This window comes from Pseudomonas sp. LARHCG127 (assembly GCF_052871455.1).
Genome location: NZ_JBIXJT010000020.1, coordinates 47,605 through 63,638, shown reverse-complemented (window position 1 = coordinate 63,638; position 16,034 = coordinate 47,605). Strand labels below are relative to the sequence as shown.

Sequence of the window (16,034 nt, the reverse complement as noted above, 5' to 3'; positions counted from 1 at the left end):
TGTTTCTCACACCAGCGCGTTGCGCTTCGCCATTTCAATCAGCTCGACCAGGGACTTGACCTTGAGTTTCTGCATCAGACGTTTTTTATAAGTGCTGACGGTTTTATTGCTGAGAAACATCCCCTTGGCTATTTCCTTGTTGGTACGGCCCTGGGCGAAAAGTTGCAACACCATCAGTTCCCGATCGTTGACGCTTTTGAAAAGGTCCAGCTCTACACTGCGTGGATCATCCGGGCGTACCGGGTTCAGCGCCTGGCTGGGAAAATAGTTGTAGCCGGACAATACCGCTTTGATCGCACTGACGAGTTCGCTGAGGTCTTCCTGCTTACAAACGTAACCAGAGGCACCGGATTGCATGCATCGGATCCCGAAGAGCGTCGGCGATTGTGCCGTGAGCACCAACGTCTTGAGCGGCGTGGTCATGGCGTTGAAGCGTGACAGGATTTCCAGCCCGTCGAGTTTGGGGATGCTGATGTCCAGGATAACCAGGTCTGGCATGCACTCGCGCACCATTTGCATCGCGTCGACGCCGTTGTCAGTTTCTCCTACGACCTTATAACCCTCATGTTCCAAGAGCATGCGAACGGCGAGGCGAATGACCGGATGATCGTCGACAATGAAAACGGAGTTCATGAATAAATTACCCTGCGAACTTGAATAAAGCGCGCACCTTAGCCCACTTATAGCCAGGGCCGTACGAAGAGACAGGCATGCAACTTCAATTTCAGAAGTTTCCTACAAAAAAAGAGGCAAGATATTACGACGTAAACGGTTTTTTAGTAGGTGGATGACAATAAAGACGGGTAGGTGTTGGCAATGTGTGAAGGAATATTTCTTTGATTGTGTGTTTTGCGCAAACAAAGGAAGCGTTTAAATCAAGGTGTGTGTAAGCCATACATTTATTTATCTAGTTCCAACTTCCTGTGGCGCAGCGCTACAAAATTCACATTCACCGCCATTCCCGTGGGAGCGAGCTTGCTCGCGATGACGGTGGCACATCCTGCATCGATGAGCACAGATCTACCGCCATCGCGAGCAAGCTCGCTCCCACAGGTTTTGTGCCAGGTGCCGCACACCGTCGACTCCACGCCTTTTATTGACGCGTACGGCCCGTCATCTCCTGAGCCATCTCGCTGGCGTAGCTGTCAGTCATGCCGGCGATGAAATCGATCATGCGCAAGAACGCACCATGCAAAGGGCCGTTGGGATCCGGCGCATTGTTCCCCAGCAGGTCGAGGATGCGTCGATTCTTGAACGAAGGCGTGCGCCCGCCGTGCTGTTCGAGGGCGGCGCCGCAAAAGCCGTTGAGCAGGATTTCCAACGTGGTGTAGGCACCGATTTCATGCAGGGTCTTGCGCTTGTCCTGGAAGATTTTCCGGCGTGCCATGTCCTTGGCATTCAACACGCAACGTTTTGCCGGGCCGTGCATATGTTCCACCAGGTCTCCTGGCAGCGTGCCGGCCAGCAACGCTTCCTGCTGCTCGACAAACGCCCGGGCGGCGGCGTTGGTCAGGTGTTCGATGGCCTTGCCCCGCAGGATCGCCAGCTTGCGCCGCCGAGAGTCCTGCGGCCCGAGCTGCCGGTAGGTGTCCGGAAGATCGTCGCCCACCAGGTCCAGGAGCAGCGATTCCACCTGGGGGTATTCCAGGAGGTCCATTTCCACGCCGTCTTCCAGGTCGATCAGCGCGTAGCAGATGTCATCGGCGGCCTCCATCAGATACACCAAGGGATGCCGTGCCCAGCGTTGATCCTCGATCTGTGGCAAGCCGAGCTTGTGGGCAATCTGTTCCAACAGTGGCAGTTCGCTCTGGTAGCAACCGAACTTATGCTTCTTGTAGCCCAGGGAGTCGGCGTGACGGGCGGTCCAGGGGTATTTCAGGTAAGTGCCGAGGGTGGCATAGGTCAGCCGGGTTCCGCCGTCGAACTGATGGTATTCAAGTTGGGTAAGGACGCGGAAGCCCTGGGCGTTGCCTTCGAAGTTGAGGAAGTCGTTGCGCTCGGCTTCGCTCATGGCATCGAGCCAGCCACGCCCGGCGGCCTGCTGGAACCAATAGCGAATGGCGTCTTCGCCGGAATGACCGAACGGCGGGTTGCCAATGTCGTGGGCCAGGCAAGCCGATTGCACCACCATGCCCAGGTCGCTGGGCTCGCACCAGTCGGGCAGGGCGTTGCGGATGGTTTCGCCCACACGCATGCCCAGGGAACGCCCGACGCAACTGACTTCCAGGGAATGGGTCAGGCGCGTATGGATGTGGTCGTTGCTGGACACCGGATGCACTTGCGTCTTGCGCCCGAGGCGGCGGAAGGCACCGGAAAAGATGATGCGGTCGTGGTCCTTGTGGAAGGGACTACGGCCCAGCTCTTGTGGGCTGTGCAGCGGTTTTCCGAGACGTTCGCGAGTCAGCAGGGTATGCCAATCCAAGGCCGGTTGCTCCGTTCGATGAGGTCGATGCCCTAGCTTCCCGGTTCGTGGGGCGGCCTGCAAGGCCTATAGGCCTGCACAGGCTGGATACATACCCTTTGTGGCGAGGGAGCTCGCTCCCGCTGGACTGCGAAGCAGGCCAAATCTTGTGAGTGCTCCCTCGCCACAGGTGTAGGTATTCAGGGTTTGCGCAGGGTCTTGGCCAGCTTGATCAGCGGCAGCAATGTGGTTGCCAGGCGGATCAAGCCTGTTACGCCACCGCCACCACCACGGCGGGTCCGTTTGCCGGTGAGAAAGCCCAGCAGGGACACCGCCGCCACGCCCCACAGTGGCGCATGCTTGATGCCGAAGCCTTCGTGCCAGCTTTGCGTCAAGCCGCGGACCCGATGCAAGGGCTGCAACAACTGGCGCGTCTCTTGCCGGATTTCCTGGCGATGCATTTCCATGCGCAGGCGCACCAGTGCCTTGCGCATTTCCTGTCGTGTCCGGGCTTGGGGGATATCAGGCAGGCTCATGGCAGCAGGCGCTCCCGGTCATTGGCCAGTTCTTCGAGGGTGGCGTTGAAAGGAGAGGACTCGTCGTAGATCGCTGCCTTGAGCCGCAGACCGCAAAACAGGGCCGCCAGCAGGTAAAACAGACACAGGCCGATAATGCCCGACAGACGATAGGTGTCCCACACCAGGATCAGCACCAGCGCCGAAAGCCCGACCAACAGCAGCAAGCCGAATACCAGCGCAAGGCCGGCGAACAGCAGGAGGCTGACGGTGCGTGCCTTCTGTTCCTGCAGTTCAATGCCGAACAATTCGACGTGACTGTGCAGCAAGCCGAGAAACGCCGCGCCCAGTCGGCGCGCTGTAGGTTGTGTGCCCGCTTCGGACGAGCCGGATTCGTCGATACCCATGATCAGCGCCGTGTTGCCAACAGACCAATCAGAAAACCAACGCCCGCGGCGATGCCCACCGATTGCCAAGGGTTGGCCTGTACGTATTCCTCGGTGGCGACTACCGCAGCCTGGCCGCGTTCGCGCATGGAATCTTCGGTCAGCTTGAGTGTTTCGCGGGCGCGCAGGAGGGTTTCGTGGATCTGGCTGCGTAGTGCATCGGCTTGATCGCCTGCCAGCGTCGCGGTGTGATCGAGCAAGCGCTCCGTGTCGCTGACCAGCGTCTGGAAGTCTTCCATCAGGATTTCTTGAGCAGTCTTTGCCTGGGTTCTGGCCATGGGGTGAATCTCCGTAAGTGACGTCTGAAGCGTTCGAGTATGAGCCTTGCCGGAAGGTTCAGTGCAAGTGGCTGGTACAACTTTTGCTCAGGCTTGCGCCATGTACTGGTGCGTCAGCCCGTGCCAGTGCGCTGAAGCTGGGCGCAAGCCCGCAAAACCTTAACCCAAATAATTAAAACCCGCGAAGCGGGGCTTCGTTTTGCCAATTCTGGCGCACCAAAGCGGTTCACCGGCCTACATTCGGTCATTACCCCGTTTCAACTTGGTGCGTTTGTGAGGTGAGCGAACCGGCTTGGTGCTTTTTTCAACTTTTTCAGGTCTGCCAACACCATGGAAAATATGCAAAGTGCCGTGGACAGTCTGGTCCACAGCTCCAACACGCTGTTCATCCTGCTCGGCGCGGTCATGGTCCTGGCCATGCATGCCGGCTTCGCGTTCCTTGAAGTGGGAACGGTCCGGCAAAAGAACCAGGTCAATGCGCTGTCGAAAATCCTCAGCGATTTTGCGGTCTCGACCCTGGCCTATTTCTTTGTCGGCTATTGGATTTCCTACGGCGTGACGTTCCTGCAACCGGCCGCGGTGCTCAGCACCGACCATGGCTATAGCCTGGTGAAGTTCTTCTTCCTGCTGACCTTTGCTGCGGCGATCCCGGCCATCATTTCCGGCGGTATTGCCGAGCGCGCGCGGTTCGCCCCGCAGTTGTGCGCCACGGTGCTGATCGTGGCGTTTGTCTATCCGTTTTTCGAAGGTTTGGTCTGGAACGGCAATTTCGGCCTGCAGGCCTGGCTGCAAGCCCGGTTCGGCGCCAGTTTCCATGACTTCGCCGGTTCCGTGGTGGTGCATGCCATGGGTGGCTGGCTGGCGCTGGCCGCCGTGCTCTTGCTCGGCCCGCGTAATGGCCGCTACCGGGACGGTCGCCTGGTGGCGTTCGCGCCTTCGAGCATTCCATTCCTGGCCCTGGGCTCGTGGATCCTGATTGTCGGCTGGTTCGGCTTCAACGTGATGAGTGCCCAGACCTTGCCAGGGGTAAGCGGGCTGGTCGCGATCAATTCGCTGATGGCGATGGTGGGCGGTACCGTGGCGGCATTGATTGTCGGGCGCAATGACCCAGGTTTCCTGCACAACGGCCCGCTGGCCGGGCTCGTGGCCGTCTGCGCCGGTTCCGACCTGATGCACCCGGTGGGTGCGCTGGCCACCGGTGCCATTGCCGGAGCCTTGTTTGTCTGGTGCTTCACGGCAGCCCAGGGCAAATGGAAGATCGACGATGTGCTCGGCGTCTGGCCGCTGCACGGGCTGTGCGGTGTCTGGGGTGGCATTGCCTGCGGTGTCTTTGGCCAGAGTGCCTTGGGCGGCCTGGGTGGGGTCAGCCTGATCAGCCAGTTGATCGGCACGGCGCTGGGCGTGGTCATCGCCCTGGCCGGCGGGTTCGCGGTCTATGGCGCCATCAAGGTTGTGCTGGGGCTGCGCCTGACCCAGGAAGAAGAGTATTACGGCGCCGACCTGTCGATTCACAAGATCGGCGCGGTCAGCCAGGACTAACCACACAGGCTGCTAGGGCTCCTTGTCCTGATTGCCGGGATAAAAACCGTGGAGCAGGCGGTAGCGGTCGTGGCGGACCTGATCCACGTGATGCCGGACCTGCTGTTCAGGCAGGCCGAGCATGATCAAGGCGTGGGAGGCCAGCATCAGGCTCGATTCCAACAGTTCCGGGACCACTTCGCTGGCCCCGGCCGCCTGCAACTCGGCCAGTTGGCTGTCGTCACGGGTGCGCACCAGAATCGGCACCTGTTGGTTGATCCGTCGGGCCGCCTGGAGCACGGTGATGGCGATGTCGGTCTTGTCCACCGCGATCACCAGCAGCCGGGCGCGGTTCAAGCCAACGGCGGCGAGCAGGTCCCCTCGTCGCGAATCGCCATAATGCACGCAGTTCTCCCCGACGGTGGCTTCCTGGATGATCACAGGGTCGTCATCCAGGGCGACGAACGCCTGGCTTTCGCGACGCAGGAAGCGTCCGATGGACTGGCCGACGCGTCCGTAGCCGCAAATCACCACATGATTCGACAACCCGGCATTGAGTGCGCTGATCTGGTCCAGTTGTGCCTCTTCGTTGGGTTTGCGGTGCAGGCGTGCGGCGATGCGTGGCGCCGCGCGCAGCAGTAACGGGGTCAGCAGCATCGAGCAGAACGTCGCAGCCAGCAGCAGGCCGCTGATGTCGGCGGGCATGAGTCGGTTCTGCTGCATCAGCGCCATCAAGGCAAAACAGAATTCGCCGCCCTGGGCCAGGGCCAGGCCGCTGCGCCAGGCGGTTTCACCGTCGCTGCCGCGCCATTTCACCAGGACGGCGACCACGCAGCCCTTGATGAGCATCAAGCCGAGGGTCAATCCCAGGATCGACAGGCCGTCATCGAGAAACAGCTGCAGATCGATCAGCATGCCGATGCTGACGAAAAACAGCCCCAGCAGGATGTCACGGAACGGGCGTATATCGGCCTCGATCTGATGTCGGTAGTGGCTTTCCCCCAGCAGCATCCCCGCCAGGAAGGCGCCCAGGGCCGGCGATAATCCGAGCAGGTGGGTCAGCCATGCTGTCAGCAGCACGATCACCAGGGCCAGCAGCACGAACAGTTCCGCGGACCGGGACGCCGCCACTTCATGGAAAAGCCGTGGCAGCAGCAATCGGCTGGCCAGCAGCAGGCCGCCAAACAACACCAGGGTCTTGCCCAGGGTCAGGGGCAGCGCCCAATACCACGGGTGCTCGCTGCTGCCGGCGAAGACTGGCACCAGGGTCAACAGCAGCACTGCGACAACGTCCTGGAATAACAACACACCGATGGCGTTCTGGCCGTGGCTGCTGAAGATCTCGCCCAGGCTGGTCAACTCCTTGCTGACAATGGCGGTGGAGGACAAGGCCAGCCCGGCCCCGAGCAGCAACGCGGCGATCGCTGGCGCGCCGCACACAGCCAGCAATCCCGCCAGCAGCGCGCCCGAGCACAGCACCTGCAGACTGCCCAGGCCGAACACGACCCGGCGCAGTTCGAGCATTTTCGACAGGGAAAATTCCAGGCCCAACGAGAACAGCAGGAATACCACCCCAAGCTCGGCAAGGTCTGGCAATTCTTCGCTGTCGTTGACCCAGTCCAGCGCGGTAGGCCCCACCGCCAACCCGACACAGAGATAACCCAGTACGGGAGGCAGGCGCAGCCGCCTGAACAGGGCGATGACCACCAGGGACGAGGCGAGGATGATCAGCAGGTTGGCAAACAAGGGGAACTCCGTTTCAAGGTACAACGCACAGCGTAGAAGGGAAAACGTGACAAGCGTCGCTGGAAAAGCATTTGCGTTCAGTGATTTGCATCAGCGTTTTACCGAAACACCCTGAGGCGAGCCAGCGACTCGACGGTTTTCCGAGGCGGGCCTAGAATGACCGTCTATCTTTTTTGGGTCTACCCGCCATGCCTCCTGAATGCCAATTGTTCGGTACCCTGGGGTGCCATCTTTGCGAAGTCGCCGAAGCTGAGTTGATGCCTTTGGTTGAACATGGATTGTTGGTGGAATTGGTGGACATTTCAGAACGTGAAGACTGGGTGGAGGACTATGGGCTGCGTATTCCAGTGCTGCGCAGGCTGGATACCGGTGCCGAGCTGGACTGGCCCTTCGATACCGAACAGATCGTGGCATTCCTCCGTTGAACGGCTCGTTCGTCAGTTCCTGACACTGTGGTTGGCGAAAATATCGCGCTTCGGTTACTGTATGCCCATACAGCTATCTGGAGTGCACCCCTTGGTCAATGTCGAACAACTGAAAGCCAGCGTAAACAGGATGTCCGCGGACGTTGTGCGTGAGGCGGTCCTGGAGTTGCGCCTGGATGGCTTGGTGACCGAAGGCAAGACACCCTTCAATAAACTGCATTTCAATACCTGCTTCGCGGAGATCGAAGCGTTGTTCCAGCGCGCCGGCTATCACAAGCAGTTGGATGTGGTGGGTTACCAGGGCTTGCTGTACGCCCTCTACGATCCGGGTCGCTGGGAGGCGGTGGACGTACTGCGCTGGTTGAAAGAGTTCACCGAAGCGGCGGCAAAACCGACGTCGGCCACGGCGTAAAGCAATCATCGCTGGGCTGGCTGGGGCGACTGTCGGATAATGCCGGCATGCCAAATATCCAAGAGTTTTCAATGTCCGGTTCATCGTTTTCCGCCGCTCATCATCAGGCCAGTACGTTGTACCTGCCGCCCGGTTCCTGGCCGACGGTGCTGGAATGCCTGTGCGAGCATTTCAGCGCCATCAGTCGTGAACAGTGGCTGGACCGGATCGCCCGGGGCCGGGTATTGGACGGGGAGGGCAAGGCGATCCCTTTCGACTTGCCGTACCGCGAAGGCTTGCGCATCCACTACTTCCGGGAAGTACCCGACGAGAAACCGATCCCGGTGGTGGAGTCGATCCTGTACGCCGACGAGCACCTGGTGGTGGCAGACAAACCGCATTTTCTGCCGGTCACTCCGGCGGGCGAGTATGTCGAGCAAACCTTGTTGCGACGGTTGATCCGGCGGCTGGACAATCCGCATCTGGTGCCCCTGCACCGCATCGATCGGCATACGGCCGGGCTGGTGTTGTTTTCGGCCAACCCGCAAACCCGTTCGGCGTATCAGTCATTGTTCCCGACACGGCGAATCGAGAAGCGCTACCAAGCCATTGCCCGTGCGTTGCCTGGGTTGAACTTTCCCCTGGTGCATAAAAGCCGGATGATTGATGGCGAACCGTTCTTCCGGATGCAGGAAGGGCAGGGTGAGCCCAATACCGAAACGGCCATTGAAGTATTGGAAAGGAAGGGTGAGTTGTGGCGTTATGGCTTGTATCCGGTTACGGGTAAGAAGCATCAATTGCGGGTTCACATGAATGCCCTTGGGGCGGGGATCTGCAATGATCCGTTTTATCCGGATGTGCTTCGGGATGTCGAGGATGATTATGCCAATCCTTTGAAGTTGCTGGCTCAGGGGTTGCGTTTTGTTGATCCGGTGAGTGGTGGGGAGCGGGTGTTCGAGAGCGGTATTTCGTTGCAGTGGTAGTTGGTTTAGAACCCGCTATTACTGTGTGAGGTTTTGATTTTTTCGTTAGGAGAGCAAGAGCAGGGCACATGCTGGTATCTATGTGGCCGAGCCACCGCTATCGCGAGCAAGCTCGCTCCCACATTGGATCTTCAGCAGGCCCAAAGCCCTTGTGCACCGCACAACCTGTGGGAGCGAGCCTGCTCGCGAAGAGGCCGGCCCTTCCAACATCACCGCAAACTGACACACCGCCTTCGCGAGCAAACCCGCTCCCGCAGGGAAACACGGTCTCACCAAGAACCAGGTCGGCTATCCCAGAACCCAAAACCAAGCCCCAAAAAAAACCGGCGCTTCCCTCTTCAGGAAGCGCCGGTTTTTAGCAACATCGGGCAGCAGCGCTACAGATTACAAATCCTTAACGGTACGAACCTGATCCTTGTTCACGCGAGTCTGCTTGCCATCCAGTTGTTCGAATTCGTAGAAACCGCTTTCTTCATCGTAATGTGGGGTATCGACGGCCTGGATTTCGCGACCGTCATTCAAGGTGATCACCGTTGGCGAAGCGCACCCGGCAAGGGTGGCGAGGCCCAGGGCGAGCATGAACGTGGCGAGGGTCCGTTGTGTCATGGTGTTTCTCCGAAATGGATTCTTCAAGTTACTGACCTTCAGACGTATACATCGCGCGCAAGTTCCTGGCTAGTGTCAATCTGACACGCCTTTATGTCGAGCCAGTAGTTCCGGGGTGTTCAGATTGGCCAGCCGCGGATCGTCGGGAGGGCATTGCAAGGCAACGGCGTGCAGCGCGCGCATGATGCGGCCGGGGCTGCGTTCGCCTTCGCTCCAGGCTTGTTCGAAGCGTGCTGCCAGGGTCAACGGGATGACGCACAGCAGCGGTTCCCAATGCTCGCCGTGGCGCACCATCAACGGTTGGTCGGGGTGCAAGCTGGCCGTCCTGCGCATATTGTCGAGCAGGCTTGCGTCGATTTGCGGCACGTCGCATGGCAGCACCAGTAGATACGGGTGTCTCGCGGCCTTGAGACCTGCGCGGATGCCCGCCAATGGCCCGGGAAAATCGCCTTCCTCATCATGCACCAACTGATCGGCATACGGCGCATAACGTTGCGCATTGCGGTTGCAGGAAATGATCAGGTCATCGCTCATGTCGCGGGTCTGGCGATGAAGATGGGCAATCAGCGGTTCGCCTTGCCATTGCACCAGCCCTTTGTCCTGGCCGCCCATGCGTTGTCCGCGCCCGCCCGCCAGGAGCAGAATGGAGCAGGATGGCAGTGGCGTTTCCGAGGTCATGGCGTGTCTCCGCACGGGCGAAAAAATGAAGCGCTGTGATATAACACCGGGCTGTTTCCTTCACAACTGGACGAGCCTATGAAAGCCAAGGCTGATGTACCTTTCGTGCCGCTCAATATCGCGGTGCTGACAGTCAGTGACACCCGTACCCTGGAAACCGATACGTCCGGGCAGGTCTTCGTCGATCGGCTCACGGAGGCGGGTCACAACCTGGCGGCACGGGTCCTGCTCAAAGATGATTTGTACAAGATCCGGGCACAAGTCGCGACCTGGATTGCCGAGGACGTGGTGCAAGTCGTGCTGATCACCGGCGGCACCGGTTTCACGGGGCGTGACAGCACGCCGGAAGCCGTCACGTGCCTGCTGGACAAGCAGGTCGATGGCTTTGGCGAGTTGTTCCGGCAGATATCCGTGGCCGACATCGGCACTTCCACTGTGCAGTCCCGTGCGCTGGCCGGCCTGGCCAATGGCACGCTGGTATGTTGCCTGCCAGGGTCGACCAACGCGGTGCGTACCGGATGGGATGGGATCCTGGCCGAACAATTGGATGTGCGGCATCGGCCATGTAACTTTGTGGCTCATTTGAAACAGGCAGCCCCTTGTGAATCCCGTGGGTAAACCGGGCAAGGCCGGCGCCTTGATGGCCGTTGAGATAGCCTTGGCGCGGCTGCTCGAGATGGCGGAGAGCACACCGATTGTCCAACGCGAGCGTTTGCCTTTGGCCGAAGCATCAGGGCGAGTGCTGGCCGAGGACCTGATATCGACCCTTGACTTGCCGCCATGGCCCAACAGCGCCATGGACGGTTATGCCTTGCGGCTGGCGGACTGGAGCGGCGAGCCGTTGGTGGTCAGCCAGCGGATTTTTGCCGGGCAGGCGCCGGAGCCGCTGGCCGCTGGCACGTGCGCGCGGATCTTCACGGGGGCGCCAGTTCCTGCCGGCGCTGATTGCGTCGAGATGCAGGAAAACGCCGTGGTCGAAAGCGACCAGCGGGTGCGGTTTACCGAGCCCATGGTCAGTGGACAGAACATTCGTCCTCAAGGACAGGAGACCACCGTTGGCGAGCAGGTCCTCTCTGCCGGCACTCGCCTGGGGCCGATCGAGCTGGGCTTGGCGGCATCCTTGGGCTGTGCATCGCTGGACGTGGTGCGCAAGGTCCGCGTCGCCGTTCTGTCCACGGGTGATGAGCTGGTCGAGCCCGGCCAGGCACTGGGGCCTGGTCAGATCTATAACAGTAACCGCGTGCTGCTGTGTGGCTGGCTACAACGCCTGGGTTGTGAGGTGCTTGATGCCGGTATCCTGCCCGACGATTTGCCGGCCACCCGCGAGCGCTTGGCGCAGTTGTCGGATGTCGATCTGATCCTGTCCACCGGTGGTGTCTCGGTGGGGGAAGCGGACTTCCTCGGCATCGCCTTGCGTGAGGACGGTGAGCTGGCATTGTGGAAGCTCGCCATCAAGCCAGGTAAGCCGCTGACGTTCGGGCATTACCGTGGCGTGCCGGTCATAGGCCTGCCTGGAAATCCCGCGTCGACCCTCGTGACGTTCGCACTGCTGGCAAGGCCTTACCTGTTGAGACGCCAAGGCGTTCAGTCGGTGACGCCGCTCAAGTTCAAGGTGCCGGCCGGTTTCGCCTGGCCGAAGGCGGGCAGTCGCCGAGAATACCTGCGAGGCCGCATGGAGAATGGTCGAGCGGTCATCTACCGGAATCAGAGCTCGGGGGTCCTGCGCAGCGCGGCCTGGGCCGAAGGATTGGTCGAAGTGCTTGAGGGACAGATGCTGGTGGAGGGTGACGAAGTGGGCTTCATCCCCTTGAGCGAAGTCCTGGGCTAGCATGCCTACCAGGTGTTCTCCGGCCCGAGTGGGACGCTCGGGCCGTTGCGCGCCTCACCTTATCGCGTGAGCAGCATCACCAGCTGATCGAATCGGTTGTTGGCGACCCAGCCCAGCAGGCCGAGCACCACCGCCGCGGCGCCGGCCGAATAGGCCAGCCTGTGGCGGATCACCTTGACGTCGGTACGAATTTCATCCATGTCTTTGCGGATGTATTTGAGGTGGGTTTCCAGTTCAACGACGCGCGGTTCCAAATCAATTCCTCCAACGGGATTACTGCAACTTTTGCATTCGTTTCGAGTATCGGCCTGCCCGCTTCCAAAGGACGCGAGCTGCCGGGGAGACAGCTTGTATTCACGGTTATGCATGGGACGGTCCATCCCCATAACTGTTCGAGCGAGTGATCCGGCCCCTGCGGGCCGTAACGTATCCATCCATGGGAGCATGCTTCCTTGTGTGATGAGGTTTAAGCGATCCAGCAAAACATGAACCCAAGGTGTCTCAATACCGCTGGAGGGTCAATTGAGCTGATTCGCCAGACCCTGTAAGAAAACTCTTCGAATCAGGGCATGTTGATCGGACGAGCCGTCCTGCGCTTTTAAAATAATGGGGTGCACTGGGCTTTTTCGCTCGAATGAGCGGTCTCATGCCTGAACCTTCCAATGACGGAGACCACGATGAGCAAAGGCAAGGCGCTGTTGATTTTGCATGGCAAGCAAGCGCTCAACGAAGAGGTTCGCTCGGCCGTGATGCTCAAGCGCGAGCAGGGCTGGGACCTGGCGGTACGGTTGACCTGGGAAGCCGGTGATGCCCAGCGCTGGGTCGATGAAGCGCTGGCTGCCGGATATACGCGACTGATCGCTGGCGGCGGTGATGGGACCTTGCGTGATATCGCCGAGGCGATCGCTCACAAGTCCAGCGATGCCAGCCTGGTCCTGTTGCCGCTGGGCACGGCCAACGATTTCGCCCGGGCGGCCGGTGTGCCGTTGGAACCTGCGCAAGCCATGGATTTATTGGACGTTGCGCCGCGGGCCGTTGACGTGGGCGAAGTCGGCGGGCGGATTTTCCTGAACATGGCCACCGGTGGTTTCGGCAGCCAGGTGACGGCGAACACCTCCGAGGACCTCAAGAAGGTCCTGGGCGGCGCTGCCTATCTGTTCACGGGCCTGTCGCGATTCAGTGAGCTGAGTGCCGCCTATGGTGAGCTGCAGGGGCCCGATTTCCACTGGCAGGGCGATTTGCTCGCGCTGGGCATCGGTAACGGCCGGCAGGCGGGGGGAGGCCATGTGCTGTGCCCGGAGGCGTTGGCGGATGATGGGTTGCTGGACATCAGCATCCTGCCGGCGCCCCAGGAAGTGGTCAGTACCTTGAAGGACTTGCTCGCGGGCGGCCTGGGCATCGACAACATGTTTGTCCGCGCGCGTTTGCCCTGGGTGGAGATCAAGGTCGCGCAAGGCCTGGACATCAATCTCGATGGCGAGCCGTTGCAGGTCGATACCCTGCGCTTCACTGTCCGCCCAAAGGCGTTGCGGCTGCACCTGCCGTCCGATTCGCCGCTGTTGGGCGGCGCGACGGCGCTCAATCGTCCAGGCTGATGATTTGCTCGCGCACCGCGAACAGCACAAGGCCGGCCACGTCATGGATCTGTAGGCGCTTCATGACTTGCGCCCGGTGGGTTTCCACGGTCTTGATGCTCAGGTTCAGGCCGTTGGCGATTTCCCGGGTGGACTTGCCGCGCACGATCAGCCGCAGGATCTCCAATTGGCGTGCGGTCAGGTTATGGGTCTGGGCTGGGTCCGGCTGATGTTTCTGGACACGGGTCAGCGCCTGGTTGATCACGGTATGGGCAATGGCCGGGCTCAGGTAGCGTTCGTTGTTGCGCAGCGCCTCCAGGGCGTGTTTCAGCTCAGTGGCGGTGGTGTCCTTGAGCAGATAGCCATGGGCTCCGTATTCCAGCGCCTGCATGATCAGCGCCGGATCCGTATGCATCGACAGGATGAGCACCTTGCTGTGGGGGCGCACCCGCTTGAGCTGCTGCAACGCGTCCAGGCCACTGGTGTCCTTCATGGAAATGTCCAGCAGCACGATGTCGGGGTTCAGTCGCTCTACCAACGCCACCAAATGCGTGCCGTCATTGGCTTCGCCGATCACGGCATAACCTGGGATATCCATGACCAGGGCTCGTACGCCGGCCCTGATCAGGGAGTGGTCATCTACCAGAAGCAAATTACAAATCAAAGGAGAACCTTATTCTTACTGGCTCGTTCCAGGGCACGCGGCGCCCAGGGAAAGCGTGCTTCGATGTGCGTGCCTTTGCCGGCCTCGCTGATGACCTTGAGGGTGCCGCCTAATTGTTCGACCCGCTCCGACATGCCGGCCATGCCCCGCTGACCTTCGCGAGCGGGGTGGCTGGCGGGCGCAAAACCCAGGCCATCGTCGCTGATCAGCAGGGTCAGGCCGTCGGGCAAGCGTTGCAGGCGTACCAGCAGATTGGTCGCCCGGGCATGGCGCAAGATATTGGTGACCGCTTCCTGGGTGATCCGGAACACCGCCACCGACATCTCCTCCGGGATGCCCGTCATGCGCTGCTGGCAATCGAGGCTCCACTTCACCGGGGCGTTGGCCAGGGTCTTGAGCAGATGCGCCCGCAGACTGGCTTCAAGCCCGAGACTGGTCAGTTCCCGCGGATTGAGGATCGCCGATACATTACGGACCTTGTTGAGGGTTTCGTCCAGGGTCTCGCACAGGAGTGCGCACTGGTCTTGCAATTCTTCCGGCATCCGCCGCTTGAGCCATTCGCCTTGCAGTTTCGCCGCGGTCAGCAACTGGCCAATGTCGTCGTGCAATTCACGGCTGAGCCGATGGCGCTCATTCTCCTGGACCTCCAGCAGCCGGTCGGCCAGCTCCTGGGGCTGGAACTTGATGGATTTGCGCGACAATCGATGGTGGATCCAGACACAGCTCAAGGCCGCGACGTTCAGGGCCAGCAGGCCCAGCGGCACCGTGTGGGCGTACAGGTAGGCCAGCAGGCAGCCGAGGGTCGAGCAGATGCACAATAGTAATGTGAAGCGACGGGCGTTATCTCGGGAAGGAGGCCAGGTAATAAATGACTTGAGGCTGGCGTGCATAGCGGATGGAGCCAATGAATGTTCGCTGCGGGCAGGCCGGTCAGCGCATCTGACAAGCCGGGTCGGGTAAACGTTTCAGGTCGAAGGCAGCTTCGGTCGGCGGCTTTTACGGCGCTGTCTTGAAGTGGCTGACGCAGGAGATAGTACCACTTCGCCTATCGTGGGTCGCGCTCGGCATGGTGCCGTGAACGGGCTAAAGCGCAGGCTAATTGCCATCAGATCAGGCTTGTTTCTGGGGGTAGGACACCAACGCCAATGAACGTGACGCGGCCAATGCCTGGCCGGGACTTTGGCCTACCTGGAAAGCGAATGCCTCAATCAAGGAGGTCTGCTCGCTGCTGTCCAGACCCAACTGGCCGGTGGTGTGATCGACCAGCTCCAATTGCCAGGCCATCAGGGTGAAGCAGTCCTTCAAGGCTTCCAGGGCCTGATCATGTAATTCCATGTTTTGCGCGTGGCTGAGCAAACCATGGATGTGCAGGGAAAACTCCGAAACGGCTTCCAGCGCCAGGGCATTGGCTTTGTTCGACAGCTTCAGCAAGGTGCTGAGCATGCAATCGATGGCGTCCTTGTCGTTGTTGATCAATTGCAGATGGCTCAGGCATTCCTCCGACTTGGCCAGCAGCGTCTCGGCCTCGATCAGAAATTCGGGAAGACGTTGATTCCAGTTTCTACGATCGTTCGGCATGCTTATCTCCACAACATCATGTCAGGCGAAAGGAAACCGCGTATGGCGAACGGCTGGATCTCAAGGACGACCGCGGGCGGACGCACGACGACACGCCCGCGCCGTTGCGCGAAGGCGAGTTCGCAAACGATTGCACGGATGGGATCGGCCGAAAGGCAGCAGGTCCGATGTCCTGTGGTCGCGCACAAAAGCCTGACTCCGTTCAGCAATGAGAATGGCGTCACATTAATGGCTATTGGAAAGCGGGAATATCAGGTTGGACCTGATTGTGCCTAGGGGAATCCCTTAGGCAGGGGAACTTAGTGCGCAAACCGGAGTCGCGCAGCGGGAAAAACGGGGAATGAAATCGTGAAGCCAGTAAAGCATGATGTTAATGTGATATCAATTCCCCACGCTGTATTTT

19 protein-coding genes are annotated in these 16,034 nt (G+C 60.1%); 7 read left to right on the top strand and 12 right to left on the bottom strand.

All coding sequences use genetic code 11. The features are described from left to right. Positions 1-6: 6 nt before the first annotated feature. The 5 genes from ACIPQ1_RS26035 to ACIPQ1_RS26015 form a co-directional block, all read right to left on the bottom strand. Positions 7-633: a response regulator transcription factor gene (locus ACIPQ1_RS26035; protein ID WP_186705339.1), complete on the bottom strand. Its 627-nt coding sequence runs from the start codon at positions 631-633 to the stop codon at positions 7-9. A gap of 460 nt (positions 634-1,093) precedes the next feature. Then, positions 1,094-2,422: a deoxyguanosinetriphosphate triphosphohydrolase gene (locus ACIPQ1_RS26030; RefSeq protein ID WP_186705338.1), complete on the bottom strand. Its 1,329-nt coding sequence runs from the start codon at positions 2,420-2,422 to the stop codon at positions 1,094-1,096. A 179-nt stretch (positions 2,423-2,601) separates the two neighbouring features. After that, positions 2,602-2,937 (bottom strand): hypothetical protein, encoded by a 336-nt coding sequence (locus ACIPQ1_RS26025; protein ID WP_053120523.1) that lies wholly within the window; start codon positions 2,935-2,937, stop codon positions 2,602-2,604. Continuing rightward, positions 2,934-3,323 carry a phage holin family protein gene (locus tag ACIPQ1_RS26020; protein WP_411386888.1) on the bottom strand — a complete coding sequence of 130 codons (390 nt, stop codon included), beginning with the start codon at positions 3,321-3,323 and terminating at the stop codon, positions 2,934-2,936. The genes ACIPQ1_RS26025 and ACIPQ1_RS26020 overlap by 4 nt, the downstream gene beginning before the upstream one ends. 2 nt (positions 3,324-3,325) lie before the next feature. Beyond that, positions 3,326-3,640 (bottom strand): DUF883 family protein, encoded by a 315-nt coding sequence (locus ACIPQ1_RS26015; RefSeq protein WP_092166820.1) that lies wholly within the window; start codon positions 3,638-3,640, stop codon positions 3,326-3,328. Positions 3,641-3,970: 330 nt separating this feature from the next. Between ACIPQ1_RS26015 and ACIPQ1_RS26010 the strand changes: the two genes are divergently transcribed. Beyond that, positions 3,971-5,179 carry an ammonium transporter gene (locus ACIPQ1_RS26010; protein ID WP_411386889.1) on the top strand — a complete coding sequence of 403 codons (1,209 nt, stop codon included), beginning with the start codon at positions 3,971-3,973 and terminating at the stop codon, positions 5,177-5,179. A 12-nt stretch (positions 5,180-5,191) separates the two neighbouring features. On the opposite strand, the gene ACIPQ1_RS26005 is transcribed toward ACIPQ1_RS26010, so the two are convergent. After that, positions 5,192-6,904 (bottom strand): cation:proton antiporter, encoded by a 1,713-nt coding sequence (locus tag ACIPQ1_RS26005; protein ID WP_411386890.1) that lies wholly within the window; start codon positions 6,902-6,904, stop codon positions 5,192-5,194. 188 nt (positions 6,905-7,092) lie between these two features. On the opposite strand from ACIPQ1_RS26005, the gene ACIPQ1_RS26000 reads away from it, so the two are divergent. The 3 genes from ACIPQ1_RS26000 (at position 7,093) to ACIPQ1_RS25990 (ending at position 8,703) form a co-directional block, all read left to right on the top strand. Further along, a complete protein-coding gene (locus tag ACIPQ1_RS26000; protein WP_250962347.1) occupies positions 7,093-7,329 on the top strand; it encodes a glutaredoxin family protein in 237 nt (78 codons plus the stop codon). A gap of 91 nt (positions 7,330-7,420) precedes the next feature. Next, positions 7,421-7,741 (top strand): transcriptional regulator, encoded by a 321-nt coding sequence (locus tag ACIPQ1_RS25995; protein WP_446535024.1) that lies wholly within the window; start codon positions 7,421-7,423, stop codon positions 7,739-7,741. Between the two features lie 71 nt (positions 7,742-7,812). Beyond that, positions 7,813-8,703 carry a pseudouridine synthase gene (locus ACIPQ1_RS25990; protein ID WP_446535023.1) on the top strand — a complete coding sequence of 297 codons (891 nt, stop codon included), beginning with the start codon at positions 7,813-7,815 and terminating at the stop codon, positions 8,701-8,703. A gap of 384 nt (positions 8,704-9,087) precedes the next feature. Here the strand turns inward: ACIPQ1_RS25990 and ACIPQ1_RS25985 are convergent, their stop codons facing one another. Next, positions 9,088-9,309 carry a YgdI/YgdR family lipoprotein gene (locus ACIPQ1_RS25985; RefSeq protein ID WP_003199454.1) on the bottom strand — a complete coding sequence of 74 codons (222 nt, stop codon included), beginning with the start codon at positions 9,307-9,309 and terminating at the stop codon, positions 9,088-9,090. 75 nt (positions 9,310-9,384) lie between these two features. Continuing rightward, complete coding sequence (gene mobA, locus ACIPQ1_RS25980) at positions 9,385-9,987, bottom strand: molybdenum cofactor guanylyltransferase MobA (protein WP_411386892.1); 603 nt, start codon at positions 9,985-9,987, stop codon at positions 9,385-9,387. Positions 9,988-10,065: 78 nt separating this feature from the next. On the opposite strand from mobA, the gene moaB reads away from it, so the two are divergent. Then, the gene (gene moaB / locus ACIPQ1_RS25975) at positions 10,066-10,605 is read left to right on the top strand and encodes a molybdenum cofactor biosynthesis protein B (protein ID WP_250962343.1); all 540 of its coding nucleotides are present in this window, start codon (positions 10,066-10,068) and stop codon (positions 10,603-10,605) included. A 22-nt stretch (positions 10,606-10,627) separates the two neighbouring features. Then, a complete protein-coding gene (locus ACIPQ1_RS25970) occupies positions 10,628-11,815 on the top strand; it encodes a molybdopterin molybdotransferase MoeA (protein WP_411387485.1) in 1,188 nt (395 codons plus the stop codon). Positions 11,816-11,874: 59 nt separating this feature from the next. Here ACIPQ1_RS25970 and ACIPQ1_RS25965 read toward each other — a convergent pair whose 3' ends face one another. Continuing rightward, on the bottom strand, positions 11,875-12,183 hold the full coding sequence (locus tag ACIPQ1_RS25965; protein ID WP_446535022.1) for a hypothetical protein: 309 nt from the start codon (positions 12,181-12,183) through the stop codon (positions 11,875-11,877). Positions 12,184-12,492: 309 nt separating this feature from the next. Between ACIPQ1_RS25965 and yegS the strand changes: the two genes are divergently transcribed. Further along, positions 12,493-13,410 (top strand): lipid kinase YegS, encoded by a 918-nt coding sequence (gene yegS / locus ACIPQ1_RS25960; protein WP_434571509.1) that lies wholly within the window; start codon positions 12,493-12,495, stop codon positions 13,408-13,410. Here the strand turns inward: yegS and ACIPQ1_RS25955 are convergent. The 3 genes from ACIPQ1_RS25955 to ACIPQ1_RS25945 form a co-directional block, all read right to left on the bottom strand. Further along, complete coding sequence (locus ACIPQ1_RS25955; protein WP_250962340.1) at positions 13,394-14,053, bottom strand: response regulator; 660 nt, start codon at positions 14,051-14,053, stop codon at positions 13,394-13,396. The two genes, yegS and ACIPQ1_RS25955, sit on opposite strands and share 17 nt — an antisense overlap. Continuing rightward, positions 14,050-14,943: a sensor histidine kinase gene (locus ACIPQ1_RS25950; RefSeq protein WP_250962385.1), complete on the bottom strand. Its 894-nt coding sequence runs from the start codon at positions 14,941-14,943 to the stop codon at positions 14,050-14,052. The genes ACIPQ1_RS25955 and ACIPQ1_RS25950 overlap by 4 nt, the downstream gene beginning before the upstream one ends. A gap of 220 nt (positions 14,944-15,163) precedes the next feature. Continuing rightward, on the bottom strand, positions 15,164-15,631 hold the full coding sequence (locus ACIPQ1_RS25945; protein ID WP_446535021.1) for a hypothetical protein: 468 nt from the start codon (positions 15,629-15,631) through the stop codon (positions 15,164-15,166). Between the last annotated feature and the right edge of the window lie 403 nt (positions 15,632-16,034).

Coding starts and splice junctions, on each gene's coding strand:
- ACIPQ1_RS26035 (WP_186705339.1), bottom strand. CDS start 633: ATGAACTCCGTTTTCATTGTCGACGATCATCCGGTCATTCGCCTCGCC.
- ACIPQ1_RS26025 (WP_053120523.1), bottom strand. CDS start 2,937: ATGAGCCTGCCTGATATCCCCCAAGCCCGGACACGACAGGAAATGCGC.
- ACIPQ1_RS26020 (WP_411386888.1), bottom strand. CDS start 3,323: ATGGGTATCGACGAATCCGGCTCGTCCGAAGCGGGCACACAACCTACA.
- ACIPQ1_RS26015 (WP_092166820.1), bottom strand. CDS start 3,640: ATGGCCAGAACCCAGGCAAAGACTGCTCAAGAAATCCTGATGGAAGAC.
- ACIPQ1_RS26010 (WP_411386889.1), top strand. CDS start 3,971: ATGGAAAATATGCAAAGTGCCGTGGACAGTCTGGTCCACAGCTCCAAC.
- ACIPQ1_RS26000 (WP_250962347.1), top strand. CDS start 7,093: ATGCCTCCTGAATGCCAATTGTTCGGTACCCTGGGGTGCCATCTTTGC.
- ACIPQ1_RS25990 (WP_446535023.1), top strand. CDS start 7,813: ATGTCCGGTTCATCGTTTTCCGCCGCTCATCATCAGGCCAGTACGTTG.
- ACIPQ1_RS25985 (WP_003199454.1), bottom strand. CDS start 9,309: ATGACACAACGGACCCTCGCCACGTTCATGCTCGCCCTGGGCCTCGCC.
- mobA (WP_411386892.1), bottom strand. CDS start 9,987: ATGACCTCGGAAACGCCACTGCCATCCTGCTCCATTCTGCTCCTGGCG.
- moaB (WP_250962343.1), top strand. CDS start 10,066: ATGAAAGCCAAGGCTGATGTACCTTTCGTGCCGCTCAATATCGCGGTG.
- ACIPQ1_RS25970 (WP_411387485.1), top strand. CDS start 10,628: ATGGCCGTTGAGATAGCCTTGGCGCGGCTGCTCGAGATGGCGGAGAGC.
- ACIPQ1_RS25965 (WP_446535022.1), bottom strand. CDS start 12,183: ATGCATAACCGTGAATACAAGCTGTCTCCCCGGCAGCTCGCGTCCTTT.
- yegS (WP_434571509.1), top strand. CDS start 12,493: ATGAGCAAAGGCAAGGCGCTGTTGATTTTGCATGGCAAGCAAGCGCTC.
- ACIPQ1_RS25950 (WP_250962385.1), bottom strand. CDS start 14,943: ATGCACGCCAGCCTCAAGTCATTTATTACCTGGCCTCCTTCCCGAGAT.
- ACIPQ1_RS25945 (WP_446535021.1), bottom strand. CDS start 15,631: ATGCCGAACGATCGTAGAAACTGGAATCAACGTCTTCCCGAATTTCTG.